Below are 25,729 nucleotides of genomic sequence, written 5' to 3' on the forward strand. Positions count from 1 at the left end.
AAATATCAAATAAATATTAAATAATAACATTAAGAGTATAGTAAAAAGTGAATAAACAAGAAGTAAAAATAATGTTAAAGTATCTAAGCCAAAAAATAAGTATATAAAAATCTTAGCAATTGAAACGGTTAACAATTTTATTAATCGTTTTTTTAAAACTTAGAGAGTAGACGTAGAAATTATAGAAACAAAAAATTTTTAATAAAAAATAAAATAGTTAAAAACTCAGAAAAATCTATTCTGACTAAGATTAAAGAAGTTAATATAAGTTTTGATAAACTCTATAATAATGTTGTCGAGCAATTAATGCTATAAACTGAAGTAATAACAAATAAATTTTATTTAATGAAAAAAGTTTAAGAGTGAAGTTTAAAAAATATTTAAATAAAGAACAAAAAGCTAAAAGTGCTGCTTACAATCTTGCCATAATTACAATATTCTATTTTTATAGTAATAAAATTTTTGTCACGATAGAATACAATACGAATAAAAAAATTAGAAGTTATTAGCTATTAATTTTAGGCTATAAAAGTAAATCTTATTCTAATAAGTTATTAAAGAATATTAAAAATTAAGTAAATAATTTTTAATATTCTTAACATTTGATGGGGGTTGATACAAGTAATTAGTCAAGCTCAAAAATACTAAATAAATAAACTATATTAGTTTAATAAATTTAAATAACATAGCTAGTTTTATATTACTTAAATTACTATTGTTTATAGTCACTACTTCGAGCAATACCTTGTCAAACTACCTTAGTTAAATTAAATTATTTATCGTCTATTTTTATCTATTTTATAAAATTTTATTTAAAATAATTTTTATTATATTAGGTTTATTTATAAGTTTTAATTCAATAGAATATATATATCTTTTAGATACCTCTTTATCTTAAATTTTAACCAAATTATTTTTTTAAAATTATTCTCTTAAATAGATCATAACATAATTAAAACTTTTATTTAATAAATATATTTCTATTGTATTTAGTTGTTATTTATTTATTTTTTTTAAAATTATCGTATTATTTCAGAATCATTTTATTTCTTAAAGAATTTATATAAAAACCGTTCATCTAAACGTGTTTCACGGTTTAATTACCTAATTTAATTTTTTAAAACTTTTTATACTTTTGTATTTAAACATAATATTTTTGCTCTTATTCTCGTTCTGGAGAAAATATTTGGAGTACTGGTCAACTATAATTCTCACTCTTCTAATTTTATCAGATGAATTTTCAACAAGACTAGTGTCTAGTGATTACTTTTTTATTCTAAATTAATTTCAGTTTACTTACTTAATATCTAAAATTTATAAACTACTTAAAATATATTTATACCATAATATTCATCCCATAATATAAAATATATTGTCCTAGTTTATCAGGGATAAACTCTACTAAACTTACTTGATTTAGAAGTAAGTTAATAGCTTGCTAAAAACTTATATATAAACCTTGACTACAACTTTTTAAGTATGTTTATTAACATTGTTTTTTGGGGATTTTATTCTACTGAATGAAAACCACCAAACCTCTGTCCCAATTAATACTACTCCCCCCAATGTTACTAATATTTTTAATGGCAAGGGTTGTTCTAGATAATAGAATTGACTATTAGTTTCTCCAGGTTTTATCTTAGCGTAAGAAATAGAAATATTTCCTAGTATCAAGCTAAGACTTATCATGGCAAAAAAAAATATTTTTATTTTGTTCATCAGGAAACTGCTTGTTAACAGTAAATAAGTAGAAACCTACAATTTTAAATAAATTTAAGATGACTATTTTACTAACCACTGTTAAAAACATTAATTTTTAACAGTGCTCATATCACTTTATCTAAATTCTAACCGCTAAGGTAAAAACAAAAAACTATAGTAATCTTAAGTTTATTAGTTATTTGGGATTAAAATTTCGTAATCTTAAAGCATTCGTCACCACAGAAAAAGAACTAAAAGCCATTGCTGTTCCTGCAATCATAGGATTCAATAGCAACCCGCAAAAAGGATATAAAATTCCGGCGGCGATAGGAATACCAAGACTATTATAAATATATGCAAAAAAGAGATTCTCTTTAATGTTTCTTATAGTGGCATGACTCAATTGAATTGCCGTGACAATGCCCCGTAAATCCCCAGAAACTAATGTTAAATCACTGGCAGCCATTGCTACATCTGTCCCCGTCCCGAGCGCTATTCCCACATCAGCTTGTGCTAAAGCAGGTGCATCATTAATCCCATCTCCAACCATTGCTACAATTTTTTTTTCTCGTTTACAGCTATTTCTTTCTTGTTGAATTTGTTCAATGATACTAGCTTTTTGATCAGGAAGTACTTGGGAAAAAACTCTTTGAATACCTACTTCAGAAGCTATAGCTTCCGCAGTTTTTTGATTGTCTCCTGTTAACATTACCACTTCCAACCCCATTCTCTGCAAGGATTTAACGGCCTCTAATGAAGAAGGCTTAGTTGCGTCTGCAATACCAATTAAACCCTCAAGTTGTCCATCTACAGCTATTAGAGCAGTTGTTTTGGCTTCACTTTCCCATTGTTGACGGGTGGCATCTAAAAATTGAGTATTAATATTCAACATATCCATCCATCTCTGTGTACCAATTTGTACTAGTTTCCCTAAAACTTCCCCCTGAACTCCCATTCCGACAACAGATTCAAAATTTATAACTTCAGGTAACGGTATCTTGACTCGTTGAGATTTAGCGTAATTAACCACTGCTTCGGCTAAAGGATGTTCAGATTTTTTTTCCAGAGCAGCCCCAAGTTTTAAGAGTTCTAGTTCATTACTATTAGCCACACCATTAACAGCAATATAGTTAGTAACAATAGGTTTTCCTTGAGTGATAGTTCCTGTTTTATCAAGAACAACAGTGTTTAATCTATGAGCTAGTTCTAAGCTATTTCCCCCCTTAATTAAAATACCATTTTCTGCTCCTTTTCCTGTTCCAACCATAATGGATGTAGGTGTTGCTAAACCCAGGGCACAGGGACAGGCAATAATTAAAACTCCCACTGTTGTAATCATAGCTAGGGTGACATTTCCCATTGTATTAAACCAAATTACAAATGTCGCAATGGCAACGGCAATCACTGCTGGGACAAACCATCTAGTTACTTGATCAGCTAATTGTTGAATTTGAGCTTTACTTCCTTGAGCATCTTGGACCAACTTAACAATCTGTGCCAACATTGCATCTTTTCCTACTTTTGTCGCTTTAAGTTTAAAACTTCCTGTCTTATTAATGGTTGCTCCAATTACCTCATCTCCTGCTTTTTTCTTAACAGGGATAGGTTCTCCTGTTATCATTGATTCATCAATGGCAGATCCTCCCTCAACCACTTCGCCATCGACAGGGATTTTCTCTCCAGGACGTACTAAAATAACATCGTTCACAACTACTTCTTGAATAGGAATATCTATTTCTTGTTCATGGCGAATTACTCTGGCTGTTTTGGCTTGTAATCCCATTAATTTCCCTATCGCCTCTGAGGTTTTCGCCTTAGCTCTATGTTCTAACATTTTTCCTAATAAAACTAAGGTAATAACTACAGAAACGGTTTCGTAATAAACTTCTGTAACAATACCATGAGATTCAAAAATCTGTGGGAATATAGTTGTAAATAAAGAGTATAGATAAGCGACTCCAGTACCTAAAGAAACTAGAGTATCCATATTAGCCGAGTGAAATTTAAAGGACTTCCAAGCTCCGGCAAAAAAGTCTTTACCTACCCAAAAAATAACCGGAGTTGTCAAGAAAAATTGCACCCAAAAATTAGGTAAAAAGGAAGGAATCCAATCTATTTCTAATCCTATCATCATCGGAAGACTCCCGATAACTAATAAGATACTAATAATAGAACCGACAAACAATTTATATCTCAATTTTTGTTGTTGGGCTACTTTTCTTGTTTTTTCTAAGTCTTCTTCGTCCGTTCTTTCTAAAACAGGATAAGCATTATAACCCGCGTCTTTTACTGCTTGTTGAATAACTGATAAATTGGTCTTTGTCGGATCATAGGTTACAGTTGCTTGAGAGATAGCAAAATTAACGTTGCCTTGAGTGACTCCCTCCACTTCTTGAATGACTTTTTCAATCGCAGAAGCACAACCAGCACAACTCATTCCTTGTAGTTTTAAATGATAAGTTTTCATTCGAATTATAGCTTTGAGATTTTTCAAAAAAGTATACTGTCTAATATTTGACGATTTACTTAAAATTAAAGAAAAAATTTGAGTAAATTAGTCTAAGGATAGAGATGAGCTATCCAATTAGTTTGATATTGCTCTAATTCAGGTTTTAAAAAGATCATTTGCTTAATGTTCATTTATAGGTTTTTTATTTTACTATCTAGCAAACTTTGTGCTAAATGACAAAGTGTTTTTTCGAACTTTATCCACTGAAAATTGGCTTGATCTTTTTGAGTGTAAAGCTAAGAAATTAGGCTTTTCTACAAATTTCATCTATTGACTCATCTCTAAAATCTAATAAAAATAGTTATTTTCATCTCTTTTTACGGGTTCAAGAAAGCTTAAGTCGCTGTAATAGCGTAAATTTTCTGTAGATAAACCTGTTTGTTGGGTCAATTCACTAATTTTGAGATATGATACTGTATTCATAACGGTAGGTATAACGAATATTTTTCTACTAATTGGTGTAGATTTTTTAGTTAATTTAAAATTAATAAGCTAATAGTTATTTTTTGTTCTTCATTATTTGTAGCTTGTATAAAGCATTATATAATCCTCCTTTTTTTAATAATTCTTGATGATTTCCAGATTCCAGTAACTCACCTTGTTTAAATACAAAAATGCGATCTACATTCCGAATAGTTGAAAGTCGATGAGCGATGATAACGGCGGTTTTCTGATTTAATAAATTGTCTAATGCATCTTGAATTAATACCTCTGTTTGTAAGTCCAAACTAGAAGTAGCTTCATCCAAAACCAAAATGCGAGGATTACGAATAGCTACTCTAGCAAATGCTAATAATTGTTTTTGTCCTTCAGACAAATTTGTTCCTCTTTCCCGAACTTTAGTTTTATAACCTTGAGGGAGTTCCTCAATAAATTGCTCAATATTAGTTATTCTAGCCGCTTTTTGTACCTGTTCAAAACAATAATTTTCTCCTAAAGTAATGTTACGTATAACGTCTCCTGCAAAAAGAAAATTTTCTTGTAAGATGACACCAATATATCGCCGTAGTTCGGTTTTAGAAATTTCTCGAATATCCACGCCATCAATAAGAATTCTTCCTTGAATAGGATCATAAAGACGACATAATAAACGAATAATAGAACTTTTTCCAGCTCCAGTAGGACCTACAAATGCAACCTTTTCTCCTGCATGAATGGTAAAATCTAAATTCTTGAGAACATACTTATCTTTGTTATAACCAAACCAAACATTTTCAAAACAAATTTTACCACTTATATTCTGCTGATAGAAACTTGATAAAGAGTATACTTTATCTTCAGGTTCAAGAATTTTAATCTTTTCATTCATTAACTCACTAATACGTTCTATCGCTGTAAATCCAGCTTGAAACATGGTTAATTTATCAGCTAGTTGACGCAAAGGATTAAACAAGCGTTGTGCGTAAAGAATAAATGCAGATAAAGTACCAAAAGTAATTGCTTCATCGACAATAAAAACTCCTCCTAACCATAAAACTCCTGCGATTGCTACTAAACTAATCCATTCTAAGGTTGCAGAAACAGCCGAGTCATGGAAAATTGTTTCGTCAACTTTTTTGCGATATCGTTCATTGGTAGAACGAAATAATTCTGAATTAAAAAGTTCTCGGCGAAACAATTGAACAACGTTAATTCCAGCTATATTTTCCTGTAATATAGAATTGAGTGTGGAAAGTTCTTCTCTTGCTTTGTAATTTGCTTTTCGATATTGACTTTGAAAATAGATAATTAATACAGTAACAGGAATCATCATTAAAACCAGCATTAATGCTAATTCTACTTGTACTGTAATCATGATGATGATCATTGCGAAAATATAAATACCATCACTTAAAACGCTAATTGCACCGCTAGAAAATACATCTCCTAATATCTCAACATCACTGGTTAATCGTGTCACTAAACTTCCTACTGGAGTACGATTAAAGAAGCTCATTCCTAATAAAGAAATATGAGTAAATAAATTTTTACGTATGTCTGCGATAATTATTTGACCTATTTTTTGAATAAAATATCCTTGAAAAGAAGTGCAACAAACACGGATAATAACTGTGATTAATAATAATATACTCAGCCATGTTATGCCTTGTTCTATAGAAAGATTTCTTAAAAACTTCCATGTAGACTCCTGACGTAAAAGAGAGATAGCCTGTCCAAGAATTAAAGGTTGTATCGCCCCAGCAGTAGCTGATGGTATAAGTAACCCCATCACCAGTGACAATAAATGGATATGGCGATGTAAATAAGGAACTAGTCTAAGGATAAGTTTTCTATTACTCTCATTGAGATAGTTCAAGTTTTTGTGTTGACGTATAGGTGAAAAAATAGCCATAGAGTTAATAGTTAAGAGGTTATGATTAAGGTAAGTTAAATAAAATACCACATAGTTCCAGTTAGTATTTTTTTTCTCAAATAGGGGGTATTCATAGAAAAATAGATATGTCAATTAGTAAAATAACATTTCATGAGTAATAAATCTACTAACTAATTAGTAATTACTGATTATTGATTTTAATAAAAGTACATTTTTTTATATATTAACTTTTTTTTGTTTTAAATAATTGACTCTTTTCTACTAAATAAATTAAGTTTAATTCAGTTAATATAATTTATATCATAACAATTTTGACAATATATTAAGTTGTATTATAAATCTCATAAAAAATAAGATGATCATCCAGAATAAACATAGAAAACCTACAAGATAACTCAAGATACATTAGATGTTCTAGTTTGGAGAAACTCCATACACTAATATAGTTAACTTCCTAAGAATATAATTTATTTATAAATAAATATCCACTGCCATGGAGTAAGTAATAAATTTTTAATAAAAACCATTGTTCCGTAAAGCTTAAGAGCAATTAATGATGTGCTAACAATAGCAAATATTTCTAAATATATTGAACGTAACCCTATTTTATTTTTAAAATTTATAATAGACAATATAATTGCTCTTGAAATTTTCAAGAGCAATTATATTGTCTATTATTTTTTATCTTTTGATAGTAAAAATGTGATTAATATGCCAAAGCAGAGGATTATAGAGTCTCTAGAATAACTAAAAACCTGTGTATTTTTTTTAAAAAAAATATAAATAAATAAACTACAAACAAGCTTAACTATTACAATTAGCACAATATTATTAATTGGAATTAAATGTAAGATAGTGAAAATAAAGGTATTACAATGTACAGGAAAAATTTATAGATAAGCTAGAATTAGTTGATTATCTTTTTTTAAAAAAAAGATAATCAACTAAAATTTATTTTTATAAATTTAAATTATCCAACTAAAATGTAACTATTGACTACCACTAAAACATTGATAAAAAATGTATTTTTTATCAATGTTAACCATTTTATCTTGCTTTACTGTAACCAAAGAATGTGTTTCACATCTGCCATAGATTTAATTTTTTAGTCAACTCTATATTATTAGTTATTCTATCAAAAAATAGAATCCTAGAGTAAAGTACAAAGTTAAAGCTTTTTACTTTGTACAAGATCACTAACTCTGGCAAACACTATATTTGATCATGAAACTTTAGGGGAAGAACTTGATGAATTAAAGGACTATACACTTTAATTTTTATGGTACTTATTATTTCCTAGAGGGTATCAGTCATAATTTTTACTTTTCTTCACAATTTTTCTCAAAAAACACTCAACTTTTCTGAAGAATCAAGTACATGCCAATTAATTTTTTTAATTGGGACAAACAAAAATCAGGGTTAACCCTATAAGAGCAAGGATGACATCCTAACCACATCAAAAAATTAGTTTTGGGATCAGATAATCGCAACTATTATAAAAGTATCGTTTGATAACTTTGTCAAACGATACTTTTATGGCAATTAATAAAGATAAGTTAATTGCGGTTAAATTAACATATCTTTATTGATTGCCAACTCAAAGAGTTGTATTCAAAATTATAAAAAATCGTGAAATCTGTCTAAAAATATTAAAATTTTTAGAAATTTTAAGTATTAAAAACCCTTTTAAAAATGAAATTGTTCTATTTTATGTTTTATTTAAAACTGTAGTTTACGTACATCCTAGAACAATTCAAGAGTGTGTTGCGTTATGCTAATACACCCTTGAATATCGATATTGTTATGTTAACTTCTTCGAACAGACAATTAACTTTATTTACTGACAGGTTTCACATAATCCCTGAACTGTAATTTCGTAACTGTCTATAGTTAAACCAGCACGAAGAGAATTCAGATTAATTGATTGAAAAGCATCCCAGTTAATATCTTCTATTTTCTCACATTTCCGACAACGGAAATGATGATGAGGAGAAACATTCGCATCATATCGAGAGACTCCCTCTTGTAACAAAACTTCTCGAATCAAATTGACTTCTCTTAGGGTCTGCAAGGCACTATAAACTGTCGCTTGAGAAGAAATAAAAATCTCTCTATTGAGATCCGTCAAAATCTGTTCGGCTGTAGGATGATCTCCACGCAATCGCAAATTAGCATAGACGGCAAAGCGTTGAGGTGTTATCCTCAACCCTTTTGACTTCAAGATTGTCACAATTTCACTTTTGTGAGCACTCATTTTTGTTTTTAGACTTTAATTTTCCCAGATTTTAACGATTCCCATTGTAGCGTCAACTCTATGTAGTAACTTTTCCTAGAATTTAGATTATTAAAACCCTTGACAAGTTCTTAAATGAGAACTATTCTTATGCAAAGTTACAGCAAAAACTGTATACAATCACACTACATAACAAAGTGAGGTAACAAAACATATGGCTGTCATTGAAAAAGTTCCCCATGCTGTCTTTAAGACTCGCATCCGTGATGAGTCTGTTAGTGGACCTAACCCTTACCGTTGGCAAGATCTGACCACCCAAGAAATTTTTGCTGGTAAAAAAGTCGTTGTTTTCTCTTTACCTGGGGCATTTACTCCCACTTGTTCATCTAACCACTTACCTCGTTATGAAGAGTTATACAAAGAGTTCAAGGCACAAGGAGTAGATCAGATCATTTGTCTGTCTGTTAATGATGCTTTTGTTATGTTTCAATGGGGCAAGCAACAAGCTGCCACTAATGTATTTTTACTTCCCGACGGTAACGGAGAATTCACCCGTAAAATGGGAATGTTAGTTGATAAGTCTAACCTCGGGTTCGGAATGCGTTCCTGGCGTTATTCCATGTTGGTTAACGACTGCAAGATTGAAAAAATCTTCATGGAACCTGAATTTTCCGATAACTGTCCTACTGATCCCTTTGAAGTATCTGACGCTGACACTATGTTAGCTTATCTCAAAGGAACAAAATCCAAGGGTGTTTCTGAACCCCGTAAAGCATTTGTCGGTTAATTAATAATCAAACTTAAAATTTGTACAAAATCTAGAAGTAGGGGCGAACAGTCATTCCCCCCTACTTTTTTTAAAAATAAAAAACTGGAGTAGGCTTCTCAGTCGTCTCCAGCGCTGTCACGGAATTCAATTCTGTTCTATAGGTAGTTTAACTGCTTATTAATGGTACATCTTTGAAGTAGATGCTAATTTGTTTTTTATAATCCTTAAAACCTTGATCTTTATTGGCTTTGAGTGCTTTAATCTACCTTTGTAGAGTGAGTGCTCACATCAGAAATACAAAGAAGTAGCTTTTATGGCTTGAATACCTTGACATGAGCCTTATTAACCCTGAGTGCATTAATAGTAGTCCGTACTTCTATAAATACTATACCCCTACAGTAAAAATATTGGTTCCCTAGCCCAAAATAAATTTTTTTCTTGAATCTAATCCTTGTCGGAACTAAATTCTGATGTTTGAGTACAAAACTGATCAATCTAATAAATGTTGTCGAGGTAAATGTTGTCGAGGTAAATGTTGTCGAGGTAAATGTTGATTAAAAAGTTAATTAAACAGAAACCCAGTGACCGTAATCACTGGTAGCTCAAAATAGTCTTGTTATTGATCCTTTCAAAAATTTTGTTTGAATAATGGTTGCGTCTTTCCAAGACACCAACTTGACGAAACGGGAAAAGACTGTGACATCGAGCATCATTATTTCATTATTCGTAGTATTTATAGAAAAAATTAATTTTTTGTCTCCCCCTGATTTTTCAGATAAGTTTGTGTCTTATGCGGTTGTCCCCACAGCAATTTTTCCCGCTTATAGATCACCATTCCTGGTTTAAATCCTTTAGGCTTATAAACATATTTAGGTTCGGTATAAACGATAGGGACATGCTTGCTAAATCTAGCACGACTATAATAAGCAGCCCAATCTGCGGCACATTGTAAGTCCACTTCATTAGGTTTTTGCCCTGGTTCTAAGCGCAATAAAACGTGACTTCCGACACTCTCTTGGGTGTGAAACCATAAATCGTAATCTCCTGCAGTACAAAAAGTTAAGCGATCATTTTGTCGGTTATTACGACCCACCCAGACTTCTAGCCCTGATGGGGTGATGTATTGACACGGTTGAGATTCGTCTAAATAACTAGAACTACTTTGAGTAGGAGATTTCAGGTAATTTTGTTGAATGAGTTCCTCTCGGATTTCCTGGATAGTTTGCAAATCTTGGGGAGAGTCATAGATATCTAATTGATTCAAACTTTCTTCAACCTGTTCTAAGTAGTCAATTTCTCCTTTTACCTTGGCTAATAAGGGTTCAACAATACTACAGGCTCGTTTTAATTTTTGGTGCTTTTTATAGAGATATTGGGCGTTTTGGACAGCATTTTTTTCAGGATTTAGATTGATTTCAACCTTTTCTTCCGTTTCAAAGGTTTTCAAACAAATAGACTTCATTCCTGGTTGCCATAAATGCAAATATGCCATCAATAAATCTCCTTGTTGGCGATATTGACCAGCTTCGATAGATTGTTGTAGTTTTTGAGTAAAGTTAGATGCTTTAACTCGCAGTTTTTTAAGAAGAGAACTGAGTTTTTGCAACAGTTGATGACGTAGTTGTTGAAAAGTTTGATAATTAATTTGATCTCGATAGTATTGATTAATTAAAGTTTGTATCTCAGAGGCAGGTTTCACCATTCCCCATCCTAAAACGGTATAACCCTCCTCTGTCCATCCAGGTTTAAAATCTGCTGTAACTAAAATAGTTAGCCAAGTTTGCCACAAATCAAATAATCGATTCCAGTCGGATAATCTTAGGGTATCCGTTGATTGTTTGGGGTCTAAATTAGCTGTTTGGATCATCAAATGAGCAACTGCTGGACTTAACCCGCAATAACTATTCAACATTTGCTTTTTTAATGCCTTAGGAAGGAGACTAATTCTTTCTTGCCAACGTTCATAAGGTTCCTCTAACTTAGGTAAAGTTCCTGTTAAAATAGGAGGAAATTCGTAGGGTTGTCCAGTTTTAACCGTACGCACACTGGATTGATTAGCAGTTACTTGATGCCCAACAGTGATAATCTGTTGTTTAGCGTCGGTGAGAATAATGTTGCTGTATTTACCCATAATTTCTAAAAACAAATGCCAGACAGGGGGCTCGCCAGGTCGTTTGGCAAATTGTAAATCAACAACTCTTTCCCAAGGGGCAATCATTTCTAAAGAAGTTAGGGTATATCCATTCAGTTGATGGCGTAATTGATCACTAAAAGTAAAGGTATCAGGAGTATTGGGGGGAAAATCACCAATACATAGTCTAGCCGCCTGAGAATGCCAGGAAATAGTTAACCAACTACGTTTTTTAAGAGTTCGTAGGGCAAGGGAAATAGTGTGACGGTCATGTTGATAAACTTGTTCAAGACGAGAGGGTATCCAAGAAATTTGGAGTTCTCGACAAATGGCGGTTAAAGTGGTGACATCAAAAGATTGCATAGTGTCTCAACAATAAAAATCAATAATTTCTCAAGTTCTCATTGTCTCGAATTTTTAAATTTACCCCAACTACAACAGGACTAAAAATTACGTATTGACAAGATCAACTTAAATATACAACCTATATTATAAAAATATAAAGTATTTATTAAGAATAATAGGCAGAAAACTGGTAGTAAGTGTTGTTAAACTCTTTATGTTTGCAACGTGAGTTTGACGAAGATTAATAGAGAGAAACGGAAGCAAAGATTTAAATCATATTGATTTACACACAATCTCGATGAATTATTAGCTTTTTTAAACTAGACTAATTGCCTGTACTTAATTTACCTAAAAAATCTTCTCTCAATTTGCGCGTCAAAAGTAAACTGGTCTTGCATCCGGATATTTCGGGAAAACTATTTTAATTTTGATTGCTGATAGTTATTGTTTCAGATAATAATCAGCTCTGTTATATCTTAACAGTGGATTTTTCCTTTATCCCCAGAGGCCTTCTTGTACAAGCTTGAAATATGGTGAAAGTACCTTGGTTTTGACAATAAATTAGCCAACAATTAATAGATAAATAAACTTAAATCACTATATAAAGCTATTATTTCCGATTAAATCGGAGCGGCGGGATTTGAACCCACGACCCCCACTACCCCAAAGTGGTGCGCTACCAAGCTGCGCTACGCCCCGCTATCTGCAGGCTATAATTGTAGACCATATTCCAATTACAATGCAACCTTTTACTAAAAAAAATTTTTTGTTCGCTGTGATCTTCCTTAAAGTTTTAGATCAAGATGCCTGCGATCACTTCCGATTTATCTTGTGACATAAGACGTAGAAGCAACCTCAGGCATCTATCAAAAAATAGTCAGACTTTCTAAAATAATCCTAGGGTTAAAGATTTATCAATGGGGAAAGTTGCCCCTGCACCCAACCACAGAGTAACAAAAATTGCAAAGAGAAACATAGTAGTTGCTACAGGACGACGGAAAGGATTCTGAAATTTGTTGACATTTTCAATAAAAGGAATCAACATTAAACCTAAAGGAATAGCCACTTGACAAGCAATTCCTAATAATTTGTTAGGAAGAATCCGTAAAATTTGGAAAGCAGGATAAAGATACCACTCCGGGAGAATTTCTAAAGGAGTGGCAAAAGGATCAGCCGGTTCACCGACCATAGTGGGGTCAAGAACCGCTAATGCCACTAATAATCCTATAGTCCCAAGAATCACCACAGGAAAAATATAAAGTAAGTCATTAGGCCAAGCTGGTTCACCGTAATAGTTGTGACCCATGCCCTGGACTAGTTTTGCCCTAAAGTTAGGATCGTTAAAATCTGGCTTTTTTTCAGTTGCCATTGGTATAGATTTCTCCTTATCAAAACTGAGAATCAGCAGGATGTGTTTCTAACATTAGTGACCAGTCTTTAATCACTAAAGATTTATAGTTAATTAATTAAATTAACTGTTTACTGGCCACCCTTAAGTACTTTACAAAGGACCAGAAATCCCTTGTTTGCGGATCATTAAAAAATGCAGCAGCATGAAGACTGCGATTAGCCAGGGAAAAACAAAAGTATGTAAGCTGTAAAAACGCGTTAAGGTGGTCTGTCCTACACTTTGACCACCCCGAAGGAGTTCAACTAATTGATCTCCCACCACCGGAATAGCTGCAGGAACACCTGAAACTATTTTAACCGCCCAATAACCAACCTGATCCCAAGGAAGAGAGTAACCTGTTACACCGAAAGAAACGGTGATAACAGCTAAAACAACTCCAGTAATCCAAGTTAACTCACGAGGCTTTTTAAAACCACCAGTCAAGTAAACACGGAAAACATGAAGGATCATCATCAATACCATCATACTGGCAGACCAGCGATGGATTGAACGTATCAGCCAACCGAAGTTAACCTGATACATAATATATTTAACTGAAGAAAAGGCTTCAACAACCGTTGGTTTGTAATAAAACGTCATGGCAAATCCAGTAGCAAACTGGATTAAGAAACAAACTAAAGTAATTCCACCCAAACAGTAAAAAATGTTTACATGGGGAGGAACGTATTTAGTTGTGATGTCGTCAGAAATTGCCTGAATCTCAAGACGATCATCAAACCACTTATAGATGGGAGAATCTGTAACTTGTTTGGAGAACATTGAAGCTATAATTCGCTATCGTAATGAATGATCAAGGGTTGATTGGCTTGACTTCTTCAGTGAGATACCCCATAGAAGAAGTCAATGTTAGCGACATGGAGAAAACAAAACACCTTATAAGAAAATCTAACACACTACTTTCCATTATGTTCACCGCGATCATTATCTAAAAAGATAGATTTACATAGCACGTAAATCTATCTTTAACTAGTGTTTTAATGATTTTTTAAAAGCATTTACTATCCATTTCGGCTTATGCAATAACAAAGTGGAGGTAGATTTTAAATTTTTCATCATATTATTTTGAACCAAATGAGATAATTTCCACTGGAAGAATATATACTCCGTCTAAATCTCTCAATTTCCGTATTAGTAATGATGAGTCAATTTTTCCGAGTTAGATAAGGCTCAATCTAGCTATTTATTTTTGATTATATGGGAGTCGATAATCGTATAAATCAACATCACCATAGTAATTAATCCCACTAGAGCAATCAACCCTAAAATATGTGTGATTTGAACCTACCCTCAAACTTGCTAAAATAAAAATCACTAAATTATGCTATTTTACGGAGTAAATAGGGTAAAATGCAACAATTGAATAAGGTAACTATCAGTAAACACTCTCCTTCTTTCAACAAAACTATCAAGATTTCTTTCTCTAACGATGACTGCTCATCAGTGCTAAAAGCCGTTAGAATAATCATGATAAGAACAACTCAAATATCCTGAACGTTCAATATCCCTAAGGCAGGTTTTCCATGTATGGAACTAATTTACCGTTTATTTATAAAATAATTAAACAATAAATGATAGGCTTTGAAAAAGTTAAGGTAATAGCTATATAAAATTTGTCCCATCTTTGCTATTGGTTCCACCTCACAAATTTCGTAAAAGCTAAATTTCAAACCAATAACAAACAATAATGAAGTAATTCTTAATTTAGCCAAGAATTCGATTTTTGCCTAAATAATAAACGCCATAATTCAAGGTTGACGTAAACAAAAAGCTAAAGCTGACCATAAATAAAATGTTTTGATTTTTTATTGTATATTCCTAAATATTAATCTACTCTCTATTTTAAAATAGTCGCTGAAATAATAGAGAAAACCGGTAAGAAAAAATAATCCAATTGGGTGAGGTTTTTTGTTATCATACTTTTTATTTTGGTAGGAAGGATAAAACTTTAAATAAAAGGTATGAATTTGTTTATGAGACGGAATATTTTTTTTACGCTGTCCATCGCTGTTGCCCTCATCTTCAAGAGTCCGGTATTAGCTGGAAATCCAGCTAATATCCAACGGTTGTTAACAACTAATGAATGTATGGGGTGTGACCTTTCCAATGAAGACTTAAAATTTGCTCATTTAATCGGAGCAGATTTAAGGGATGCTAATCTGTCAGGGTCAACCCTAATCGAAGCTAACCTAGAAGGAGCGGATATGACGGGGGCTAACCTCGAAGGATCTAACTTAACTGGGGCAATAGTTACTAATGCCAGTTTTAATGATTCGAATTTAGATAATGTGAACTTCACCCGAGCAATGATTTATGATGCTGATGTGACAGATGCGTCCATGAATAACCTAAATTTAACTAACGCTAAAATCTTTGACACAGGTATTGGAATTGGTGGACAAGACCCCGCCTTTGATTAGAAACGATAAGCTAGAGAAATTCAGCTGTAATAGTTGTTTATATCAAAGAAAAAACCAGTTTAAAATGTATACATTAGTATTCTGTGTTAGTGTTTTGTTTGTCTCGTATTATCTTTTTAATCTAAACTACGTTTAGATTAAAAAGATGTTGTAAGTCCCAGGGTCGATATTGTGTGTGGACCCAAGTTGAGTCGAGCTAGCCTAATTGCCCCATAAAAAAATCAATTGCCCTATGCTAAATTTAAAGAACGTTGTCAAAAAACATTAAAACTAACAAATACAGTTTAATGCTGAAGAGATCGTTTACATTTACATTAAGGTCGCATTTAAGAATAGATAGACGTAGCAACTTCCATACTTAAAAGTCAATTATTAAGATTGTAACTAATACTGTCTCTATTGACTCATAACTCTGAATTCAGAGCCTATTGTTTATCCATTAAACCGTTGTCCATTCCATATAGGCTGGACTAGATAAGTCATGAATATTGGTAAATGCGTTCCAAAATTGTCAGCTTTTCTTGTTTTTATGGTTCATGATCAACTATAAATTCCTTATTGTTGAATTCTGTTTATCGGAGTTTTCGTGTTATTAATATCTGAATCGTTTTTATTCTTGCTCCGCCAACAACAAAATTAGGTTTGCGTTGGTCCCGCCGCAAAATTTTCATTATAGCTAGCCCAAACATAATACCGACTAGTGCAACTATAATTACTCCAAAAAAAAGAAATAATTACTCGAATATTAGTTCTTATTTCTTCTAGAATGAATTGTTAGTTGAGTTTATAGATTAGTTACCTAACTTCATCTCAAAATTTCTTTGGATTTGATTCAATTAAACAAAGACAAAAGGGTAAATCAAGTTAATTAATAGGGTTTCTCTTTTTCATCAATTTATTAATTCTGAGGAGTTGCTTACTCCTTTGGTGGTTGAGGTTGGAGAGAGAAGGTTAGTTAACTACCATTAGCAGAATTAATAATTAGAGGGTGGATAATTCTGTGCTTTCCTAAAAGATATACTTTTTAAAGTTTTTAACCAAAATATAAAAGATTAGAACTAACACTAAACCCAACACTGTTGATAAGGTTGCTCTACCAAAAGCTACATAGTATACAGGTTTAGCAATATTTTTTCCTAAATAACGGGCTTTTATGAAGCATATACCAATCCAAGTAATCAAAGCTATCTGGGTAAACATAATTTTTATTTAGTACTGGACAGATATCATTTCATAGTTTGAAAGAAGCCTTTTAAGCACACGCTACTCGCGACCAAATCATTCCCAACGCGCCTAAAAGAGGCAAAAGTAAGGTGAATAGGGTAATAGTGGAGTCAAAATAACTTTCATACTTAGTGACTAACATCAAGAATAGCGTCGTAACAGTAAAGTAAAAAACAATGGTAGCCACTCCTCCAGAGGTTTTATCCTTGACGTCAGTAATTTGTCCAGTCATAGCCAAAACAAAACTGTAGGGTTTTGGCTATGACTGCTTCCATCGATCGATTGAATAACCTGAGCAGAATTATACCCAAGAACAAAATTTAAAATTAATTTTATGACAGGATAAGTCTTGTATTGGTTAATAATTGGGGATAGGTAGTTAAAGTTGGGATGACCGTTCTATTTATTGAGTTGTTTTCTCATCACATGATTACAAAATGTCCAATGTCTTAAGGGTTTGTACGTGCATCGACTTAAGCTTTAGCCTCAACCCAATAGAGATAATCTTTATATACAAAATGATTGACAAAATTTGGCTAAATAAATATTTGAATAGTTCGTAAAATTTATTCAATAGCTATATTCTGCTTCTTGATTTTTTTTCGATTAATCTATATGGTGATTAAGTGACTATCAATGGTAAAAATAGTGCAAATAACTCAAGTTTTTGGTTGTTTTTTATAGAAAAAAAGCGTTAAACTTCGAAGAAGCAACTTGGTTCATTACAGAAGGTAAGTTTGACCTCCCTAAAAGACTTTTTTCTGCAACAATACTTGAGCGGTATTTAGGTCTATCTTTTTCGTATTACTCGGTGTAAGAATCAATTAATCTCACTTGTTCAGTTCTGTTGATTTTCTGTCTAGGCACGATTATAAAATTATTCTCTATGGTTTTGGCATTTGTACTAATCTAATTTAGAGAGAATTTATATCTACTTTTTCTTCGGAATTTCATTGTTTTTTATATACAAAATTTGTTTTTAACTCTTTTCCTTTTTAATCTCAAAAAGAGCTATGATAAATAATCTGATCTATTTTAATTTCACAATTTTAAAAATATCGGGTTATGAATATATTTGTCCTGCTGTTGTTATTGCTAAATTAGTGGGTTTTTATAAAGCTGCTTAATAGTTCATCAGAAATATTGGGCTCAGATCATGTCTGAGAATACCATTGCAAGCACTTACATTATTTGGATTGGGATAAAGTCTTGACCAATTAATAAATTACGTATTACTATCATTGGCTTAACTTTTTTACAAGACAAACAATTATAACGGGTGTGACAGGACTCGAACCTGTAACCTACGACTTAGAAGGTCGGTGCTCTATCCATTGAGCTACACACCCATGAAGTCCATTATGACCGCTTCATAATTGTATACCCTCTCTTACTGATAACGTCAACTCTAAAAGTCATTAATTTTAAAACTCTGAGTTTTATGATACAGTCTCCCACAAAATCCTTTAGTTTAGGATTAAAAGTCAAATTCATTCAGCCTTTTCTGTAACATTTGAGGAAATTTGGCATAATATTTCTGATTGAGAGGAGATGGATGGGGTAAAGGAAGTAAAGTTACTTGTCGTCGGTGTTGCATACCCAAAGTATCAGTCGCGCGGAGAGTTACAGGTAATTTATTTTCATAGCGATCGCTCCGCTGGAAAAATTCATTAACTTCCCCTTTATCTCCATAGGGAATAAACCACTTAAACGCCTCGGTTCCTAGGGTAATAATCTGATTTCCTTGCCAGTGAATAACTAATAATGTTTCTATAAAGGGACGGAAACGATTTTTAACTTCAGTCATATAAGCTTTATTGCCAGGGGGTTTATAGGGGACAGTATTAGTAAGGAGAACTCGAGCACAGACGCTTTGCAACTCCTGTTGAGTTTTCGCTTGTTGATGATGCATCGCCGAGTAAAACCCTCTACGAACTAAGGTGCCTGCGGCACCAATTAAAGGTTCTCCCATGTGGACTTCATCTCGTCCAAGATCTCGTCCCAAAAAGCAGATCTTACTTTTGAGGTTTCCTGCATATAAAATAGGTTGAGTAGGATCTTTATTAGCCGCCTTATAAACTGTTGTATCAATGGGAAACAGTTTTCGTTTAGCTTCTAGATGAATTTGAACGATCAAGGTTTCAATATCTGGCATTAATTCACTTAATTTGTGGTGACAGCAATCAGTACCATAGCATTATTTGTGACCAGTAAACTCTGCTACTAAGAGTAGATAAATCTAAATAAATGTTAAAGAAGCAACTTATTTTGAGTTTTTACATTTAAGTGACTACAGTATTTGAATATAACTATAATTAACATATCTTGGAACTATTGATATTTATCAAATAAATATCTGGTTTTACTGTCTTAACTAAGTTGTATTTATATTTAAATATTTTTTCAAAAATTTAATACTATTTTCTCTATATTCCTTAAGTCTAAATAAAGAAATATAAAAAAATAGAGATATAACTCTTTTTATTTCCATTAATTTAGTTGATCTATAACTAAACTATTTAGAACCACTGAATTATTATCACTAATATGTTAGTTTTTATAAAAAGTTTTTTGGTGTTTTAACCATAAAAAATATAAGTTACTGTCGTATCTATGATTTCTGTAAATTATATTATACCTATCTTATTTAAGATTTAATAACGGGACATGGTGAATGCTTTTGAATTTAAAATATCATTCAGTATTCTCAGTTGAGTATTTTATACTGTCAGTATAAAATACTCAACTGAGAATACTGAGTATAGCACAATTAAGTTTAAATAGAAAACTTGCTAAATCTATTCTATTTATAGAATAGATTTAGCTTTTGATAAGCTTCTAATCTATGATTAGATTCTGTTATGTGTTTAACTTTTATATAATTAGGTTCAGAATATCTAAATTACGCCCAATATTTTTACAGATAATTTAACTAGGAAATGGACTGAATTTGTCCTCCTTTTAATGTCAGAATATACTTGGCGAACTGCTTAACAAATTTCTTTTGATGGCTCACCATAATTATAGTAATTTGTTCTGTTTCATTTGAATTAATTAAAGTTTCTATTAATTGCTGAGCACGATCACTATCTAAAGCTGAAGTGGGCTCATCTAACAATAAAAGTTTAGGTTTCATCATTAACCCCCGCATAATACTCACTAATTGTCGCTGTCCTAAAGATAATTGCAATTCATTTCGAGTTAACCAATCATCAGGGATAAAAAGTTGTGATTGCCATGTATAAATTGCCTGTTCAATCTCTAGTTTAGATAACTGTTGCAATAATAAAGGATAAGCAAGGGTTTCTTCTACAGTCATCCCTAATAATTTTGGCTCTTGGGGAACTAGAACAATTTGTTGACGTAGTTTAACAACAGAAAGATTGCAGAGAGGTTGAGAATCCCATTCAATTAACCCTGATGTTGGGTCTTGTAAACGGTTAATTAGCCGTAATAGAGTAGTTTTTCCAGCACCAGAAGGACCGACAATTGCTAAGCGATCACTCTGGTTCACCTGAAAAGAAATATTAGTTAATAACTTATTTTCTTCTCTAAAATCAGTAAAACTAACCTCGGATAATTTTAATAATGGAGTTAATTCAGAGTTCATAACTTATTAAGTGTAGAAGTTATTTAATAGAGATAGTTATTTATTTTTTTTTTCTATCTTGAAACATTTCAGAAGCACTTTCCATACAAGCTAATATTGCTGGGAAACTTGCCATAATATCTCGTTGTTCTCCTCCTAAATATAATCGAACAAAACTCCCAATAGCCGAAACCTGAAGAATATTAATTGAAGCGGTTTCTTCTGCTTCTTCTGCCTCATTAGCTACTAACGTCGCATAATCAGTTGGTTGAACTTCCAAAACATAAAGAGTTTGTCTGGCTAATAACATTTGTACCCGTCGGTTACGATTGACTAATTGTGCTTGATATAAATCAATGTTACGAATAATTCAACTAGAAACCACCTTGAATTTTCAACAATTGTGTCTATTAACGCCTAAAGTATCTAAAATTGCTCCTTATACAGCTTTTACTTCTTCTTGATTAGTGGAATAAATTTCGATAAGTCCATAAAGATGTTCGATAAATTACACTTTAGGACTAACTACAATAGATTTTAAAGCGAGATCCTTAACGCGGTTACTTTCAATTCCTGGAGAAATTTAAATCCACAGTGAAGTATCCCCAGGTAAAGCTAAAAAACCTAACTTTACCATACCAATCAATGTAGACGGCATATTGAAGTTGTAATCGGTCTAAATAAACATAGCTCTGTAATTCAACTCTCAAAGTGAGATTATCCTATGTTTTTCATTGATCTTTATAAAGACACCTTAAACAAATTCCCCTAAGACTAGTGAAATAAGGAGATTACAGATTTTACATAATAAATTAGTTTGTTTTTCTAGGTTAAAGTAGTTGTAATTCTCTAAGTTAAATCATTATTTAATATTAATTATAGGCAAAATACAAAATTTTCTTTATTTTTTATGTTAATCAACCAAGTATAACTCAAAAAAAAATACAAAATGTAGCGATCATATCAAAATAATGTTGCTATTTCAATTATTGAAATAGGTTATTAATTTTATTAATATATCAGCATCAATATAAATATTTAAAAATATTAGTCACGTCTTTATTGAGATATATAGTGGTCTGTATAATGTCTAAGTTTATCAGATAACTTTATTAAATAATATATATTTTTTATAAAAATAAAGATGGTAGTTAATTATTAATAATTAATTTTTTTTATAAAAAAGACATCATACTTCAGTGTCAGGTTGCTTAGAATACAACTAATAATTGATAAAATAATTCGTCTGAGTCTACCAACTAGAGTATTTTTTCAATTCTAATTTTTTTTTAATAAACTATAAAAATAGTATTTTATTAATTTTTTATGATGATTAAATTTAAATTTAATCATCATAAAAAATAGCAATATTACCAATATTTTTCTCATAACTACTATGTCAATTTTATCCCAATAACAAATAAAAATAGCATTTAAAGTGTAAACAGAAACCCCGTAATAAACTTAATTTTTTTGTTTTAATTAAAGAATTATAGTTAACATAATAGCCATTAATATTATTTTACTTGTCTAAAACTTGGTCCTTATACCCCATCTATTTTATTAGAAAGTATTCAATTTAAATAAAAAATTAATAATTGTAGTAATACTCATTTATCAAAAATAAATACCAATAGAAAAAACTGCTCACTATTATTATTTTAAGGGAATAAATTTCAGAATAGTCTTCAACTTAAAATAAAACTAAATTAAAGGAACTAAAACGGAAAATATTGCTCAAACTGCATTGAAACAAAAATCACTATGCAGTTTGAGCTAAACTACTAATGACTAAACAGTAGACCATCTTACACAGACTGGAATGTTTTCTATATGATGGATAAAACTTGATAGATAGCACAATCAATTCAACCTAGATAAATCAATCCCCCTATGAAAAACATATAACTCGAAGTATAAATCAAGACCTCTCAAAAAAAAGTGTGATAGATCTCCTTCATAGTCATATCATTAACCGAGGCAATATTTACTATACAATAAGCACCAAAAACGACGATAACAGCAGTAATACTAACTCATTAACTGACTAAATCTTGATTAATTTTCCTGATTTATAAGTATTTAGATCTTAGGATGGCTTCTTGCGTAATAATTCGATGCTACCACCTCAAGCACTTGCCCCGATTTAAATAAAGGAAAAATACAGTTAACTCGATTTTCCCAGACTCTATGGGCAATTTCGTCATCAGGGCAACTAATGCGATACGTGTAATCAGAGATCACGGAAAAAAAACAGCCATAAGGGAGAACAAAAGACAGAAGCAACTCAAGAGTATTTTGATGTAACTGAGAATGGATCATATAACTTTATAGTTTATTTTCCTGTTTCTTCTAGACTGAGTATGAGCAATCAGTAGCCAGTCACTCCCAAAGCCATTATGCCAACTGCATTCTATGAGCCTAAAAATTTGATTTTTCCAACGACCAAGTTTTTAGAATTTTAGAAGTTTTGCCGAGTGAAAATTTTAGCTTTTGTTTGTTATAGCGTTGCCGCAGCTAGTCTGGAAGAGTTATTTTTTAGAACTCCTACTCAATTTTATCAGGTATGTCGTTCACTATTGTCTATCTTTTTATTGAGATATATTAACTTTTATGTAAGTTAGTTGTTGACAGATTGCGTAGGATATACATATCTAGAATAGATAAAGTGTGTGCTATAACCTCAAAAAGACTCAAAGTTCATTCCATCTAACTACTTTAGTGCCTGGTGGTAACATTCAATACCCCAATGAATCAAACGATATAGATACATTTATAAGTTTTAAATCAACTAATATTATTTTTGTCAATTAAAACCTACTTGTATTTAAGTTTTTTATAAGATGAAAGATGAAATATGATTTATATTTCATCTTTCATCTTATAAAAAATTCGGCATCCATCTCCTATTTTGACAAATATTTTATTTTTAGCAACTACTTAATATTTTAGACATTTCATCTTCAAGTCTAGCTACTATGTAAGGTTTTCATTTTGATTTAACCAAATGATTGCTTCTTTAATCCAGTCCTCACCATTATGATTTTTTAAAATTTGATTATCTTTACTAAGAGTAGAAACAGCTTGATTAATTTCTTTATTGGTATAACCTAATGCTAACAAAGTTATTTCTAAATCTTCTAGCACCTCTAAAGATGGAATTGCGGCACTAGAAGATAAGGGTTTCCCTAATAGGTTTTTAAATTGAGAGAGTTTATTTTTGAATTCCAAGATAATACGTTCAGCAGTTTTTTGTCCTACTCCTGGTGTTTTGGATAGACTCCGAGTGTTACCATTAATAATTGCTTGCACTAATTTTTCTAATCCTAAGGTATCAATTAGAGCGATTGCTAATTGCGCACCAATTCCATTAACATTGATTAATTGACGAAATAAGTCTCGTTCATCCACAGTGGCAAAACCATATAAAATGGGGTAATCATCCCTAATTTGTAGACAGGTAAAAACTTGAATATTTTCTAGTTGGTTTTCAACTATTTTTTGGGAAAATCGTGATAAAATTTGGATTTCATAGCCCATGTTATTAACTTCCAATATCAGAATAGTCTTATTTTGGATATCATTGATCACTTCAACCGGATTGCCTTTAAGAAAACTTAACACAGTTTATTATTAATGATTTAAGTCTTAATAAATTATTTTTTAATTTACTTTATCTATTTATTTTAAATGTAAAACACTTAAAATAGTTTAAGTTTTATAAAAACTTGTTACATAACGAGCTTAAGTAAAATTATCATAAATAATTTAATTATTTTAATACCGTTCATACAATTATATTTGTGCATTGCAAGAATAATCACACACTTTTTCTTTGAAAAGGTAATATTTGTCCTTAAATTGCTAACATAAGAGTTTATTTAGACTCAATTCATAATCTATTACACAGATATCGAATTGCCAATCTCTTATCTCTATGAACTGGTAAAATAAAAAAGTATAAATAGAATTATAGATAATTTTAGTATAAATAATACTATTGTATTAATCTTAATTCAAGATAACATATTACTCCTGTTATAGCTGTTATAGTAAAAGAATAACTAATTTAGAAATGACTTTGTTCAGATTCTAGTTGTAATAGTAAATTTTTAAAATAACTGGTAATCGCACAAACTTTGTTTTGGTTTCAATTTTGTTTTTGAAAATTTGCCTAGTAAATATCAACGTCCTCCTTAGAGAAAGCAAAATAGATTTGAGTTTCTATAGAAGCAATTAAAGTATCAAGCAATTATAGCGATTTTTTTGGAAATTATACTATAAATAAAGTGATTGCTATGTTGTATATAAAAATTTAGTCAGGTAGGCAATCTGATATTGATTGACATGTTTATTAAAAATGGTTAAAAAATTATTATTGTCTAGTAGAAAACAATCCAGCTAAGTCACAAACAAAGAAGCTAGACATATCAAATATTTATACATTTTATTATTTTTTTATGTATTTTATGATTATTAAGTTTTTAAAATTACTTTACTTATAAAACCACAAAATTGCTTCTGAACAATTTGGTGACTATTAGTTTATGTATTCGAAATACATACCAATATGTGCCCTATTAGTATAGATATATTTATAATAATAAGTAATATAAAAAATGTAGATATTGTTTCACCTATTGAATTGACTAAAATAAGAGAAACTTCTAAAAACTAGAAGAATTTGACCTATAACGGTATAATTTTTAGATTGTAATCTTGATCAAACAAGTATAATTACTAAATCATTCATTGCTAATACCTAGTATTAATTAGATAAATTGTTGACTATATAAAACTACCTAATTTAACTTTATTTAAGTAATATATGACTATCTAATTGCTACTATTTACAATAGTATCTCAGTCACTAAAGCTTTATCTAGAAGTTATATCTTGACAAATTATTTTAAATATATATCGCCCAGGATAAATAAAGTGATCACTATTTATTGGACTAACTTAAAATTGACTTCAGATAAACGATATCGTTCAATCATAATATATTGACTTTTCTAAATAATTTCACTTCTAAATAAACAATATGTACATTTTTTTATTTCAATAGACTTTTAACTTTTTAAAA

General features: G+C 31.1%; 14 protein-coding genes, 2 tRNA genes and 1 pseudogene. 2 read left to right on the forward strand and 15 right to left on the reverse strand.

All coding sequences use genetic code 11. The features are described 5' to 3' along the window. Positions 1–1,897: 1,897 nt before the first annotated feature. From ETSB_RS07020 to ETSB_RS07030, 4 genes are all read right to left on the reverse strand, one after another. Positions 1,898–4,168, reverse strand: coding sequence for a heavy metal translocating P-type ATPase (locus ETSB_RS07020; RefSeq protein WP_084220214.1), 2,271 nt, complete (start codon positions 4,166–4,168; stop codon positions 1,898–1,900). Positions 4,169–4,498: 330 nt separating this feature from the next. After that, a complete protein-coding gene (locus tag ETSB_RS10940) occupies positions 4,499–4,633 on the reverse strand; it encodes a MerR family DNA-binding transcriptional regulator (RefSeq protein WP_145972252.1) in 135 nt (44 codons plus the stop codon). Positions 4,634–4,709: 76 nt separating this feature from the next. After that, a complete protein-coding gene (locus ETSB_RS07025; protein WP_044107114.1) occupies positions 4,710–6,542 on the reverse strand; it encodes an ABC transporter ATP-binding protein in 1,833 nt (610 codons plus the stop codon). Between the two features lie 1,819 nt (positions 6,543–8,361). After that, positions 8,362–8,778 carry a Fur family transcriptional regulator gene (locus ETSB_RS07030; RefSeq protein WP_044107115.1) on the reverse strand — a complete coding sequence of 139 codons (417 nt, stop codon included), beginning with the start codon at positions 8,776–8,778 and terminating at the stop codon, positions 8,362–8,364. Between the two features lie 193 nt (positions 8,779–8,971). Between ETSB_RS07030 and ETSB_RS07035 the strand changes: the two genes are divergently transcribed. Beyond that, positions 8,972–9,544, forward strand: a complete 573-nt coding sequence (locus ETSB_RS07035) for a peroxiredoxin (RefSeq protein WP_044107116.1) — start codon at positions 8,972–8,974, stop codon at positions 9,542–9,544. 727 nt (positions 9,545–10,271) lie between these two features. On the opposite strand, the gene ETSB_RS07040 is transcribed toward ETSB_RS07035, so the two are convergent. From ETSB_RS07040 to petB, 4 genes are all read right to left on the reverse strand, one after another. Then, positions 10,272–12,020, reverse strand: a complete 1,749-nt coding sequence (locus ETSB_RS07040) for an Rqc2 family fibronectin-binding protein (RefSeq protein ID WP_044107119.1) — start codon at positions 12,018–12,020, stop codon at positions 10,272–10,274. A gap of 607 nt (positions 12,021–12,627) precedes the next feature. Beyond that, a tRNA-Pro gene (locus ETSB_RS07045) sits at positions 12,628–12,701 on the reverse strand. 187 nt (positions 12,702–12,888) lie between these two features. Next, complete coding sequence (gene petD / locus ETSB_RS07050; protein ID WP_044107121.1) at positions 12,889–13,371, reverse strand: cytochrome b6-f complex subunit IV; 483 nt, start codon at positions 13,369–13,371, stop codon at positions 12,889–12,891. A gap of 132 nt (positions 13,372–13,503) precedes the next feature. Beyond that, the gene (gene petB, locus ETSB_RS07055) at positions 13,504–14,172 is read right to left on the reverse strand and encodes a cytochrome b6 (RefSeq protein WP_044107123.1); all 669 of its coding nucleotides are present in this window, start codon (positions 14,170–14,172) and stop codon (positions 13,504–13,506) included. A 1,211-nt stretch (positions 14,173–15,383) separates the two neighbouring features. On the opposite strand from petB, the gene ETSB_RS07060 reads away from it, so the two are divergent. Beyond that, positions 15,384–15,830, forward strand: a complete 447-nt coding sequence (locus tag ETSB_RS07060; protein WP_044107124.1) for a pentapeptide repeat-containing protein — start codon at positions 15,384–15,386, stop codon at positions 15,828–15,830. A 1,252-nt stretch (positions 15,831–17,082) separates the two neighbouring features. Here ETSB_RS07060 and ETSB_RS07070 read toward each other — a convergent pair. The 7 genes and pseudogenes from ETSB_RS07070 to ruvA all read right to left on the reverse strand — a co-directional run bounded on the left by ETSB_RS07070 (position 17,083) and on the right by ruvA (position 24,267). Beyond that, on the reverse strand, positions 17,083–17,286 hold the full coding sequence (locus tag ETSB_RS07070) for a hypothetical protein (protein ID WP_044107127.1): 204 nt from the start codon (positions 17,284–17,286) through the stop codon (positions 17,083–17,085). 1,044 nt (positions 17,287–18,330) lie between these two features. Next, a tRNA-Arg gene (locus tag ETSB_RS07075) sits at positions 18,331–18,403 on the reverse strand. Between the two features lie 128 nt (positions 18,404–18,531). After that, the gene (locus ETSB_RS07080) at positions 18,532–19,209 is read right to left on the reverse strand and encodes a uracil-DNA glycosylase family protein (RefSeq protein WP_044107129.1); all 678 of its coding nucleotides are present in this window, start codon (positions 19,207–19,209) and stop codon (positions 18,532–18,534) included. A gap of 777 nt (positions 19,210–19,986) precedes the next feature. Further along, positions 19,987–20,664, reverse strand: a complete 678-nt coding sequence (locus ETSB_RS07085; protein WP_044107130.1) for an ABC transporter ATP-binding protein — start codon at positions 20,662–20,664, stop codon at positions 19,987–19,989. Positions 20,665–20,704: 40 nt separating this feature from the next. Then, positions 20,705–21,353, reverse strand: a pseudogene (locus ETSB_RS07090) (hypothetical protein). A 1,372-nt stretch (positions 21,354–22,725) separates the two neighbouring features. Continuing rightward, on the reverse strand, positions 22,726–22,965 hold the full coding sequence (locus ETSB_RS09395; RefSeq protein WP_084220215.1) for a hypothetical protein: 240 nt from the start codon (positions 22,963–22,965) through the stop codon (positions 22,726–22,728). A gap of 654 nt (positions 22,966–23,619) precedes the next feature. Then, positions 23,620–24,267 carry a Holliday junction branch migration protein RuvA gene (ruvA, locus tag ETSB_RS07095; RefSeq protein ID WP_044107131.1) on the reverse strand — a complete coding sequence of 216 codons (648 nt, stop codon included), beginning with the start codon at positions 24,265–24,267 and terminating at the stop codon, positions 23,620–23,622. Positions 24,268–25,729 lie beyond the last annotated feature (1,462 nt).

Origin of the sequence: cyanobacterium endosymbiont of Epithemia turgida isolate EtSB Lake Yunoko, assembly GCF_000829235.1 — a bacterium.
Classification (GTDB): Bacteria; Cyanobacteriota; Cyanobacteriia; order Cyanobacteriales; family Microcystaceae; genus Rippkaea.